Below are 542 nucleotides of genomic sequence, written 5' to 3' on the forward strand. Positions count from 1 at the left end.
TGGGAGGCGCTGGAGCGGGCCGGTATCGACCCGGTCTCCGCGAAGGGCAGCCAGACCGGTGTCTACGCGGGCGTGACCTACCAGGACTACGGCGGTGTCCTCGCCGGGTCCCAGGACAACGTCGAGGGTTACATCGGCACCGGCGTCTCGCCCAGCGTGCTCTCCGGCCGCATCTCCTACACCCTGGGCCTCGAAGGGCCGGCGGTGACGGTGGACACGGCGTGTTCGTCGTCGCTGGTCGCCCTGCACCTCGCGTGGCAGGCGCTGCGCCAGGGCGAGTGCGACCTGGCGCTCGCCGGTGGTGTGACGGTGATGTCCACACCGATGTCGCTGATCGAGTTCAGCCGCCAGCGCGCGCTCGCCTCCGACGGCCGCAGCAAGCCGTTCTCGGCCGCCGCGGACGGCGCCAGCTGGGCCGAGGGCGTCGGCATGCTCGTCCTCGAACGGCTCTCGGACGCCCGCCGCAACGGACATCCCATCCTCGCCGTGGTGCGGGGCAGCGCGGTGAACCAGGACGGCGCCAGCAACGGCCTCACGGCGCC

General features: G+C 72.5%; 1 protein-coding gene. It reads left to right on the forward strand.

Going from position 1 to position 542, the window contains the following annotated elements; all coding sequences use genetic code 11:
* Positions 1–542 (forward strand): beta-ketoacyl synthase N-terminal-like domain-containing protein (locus KUM32_RS40980; RefSeq protein WP_217146739.1); only part of this gene is annotated, 542 nt, incomplete at both ends.

The sequence above is a fragment of the Streptomyces sp. AC627_RSS907 genome, from assembly GCF_019049165.1.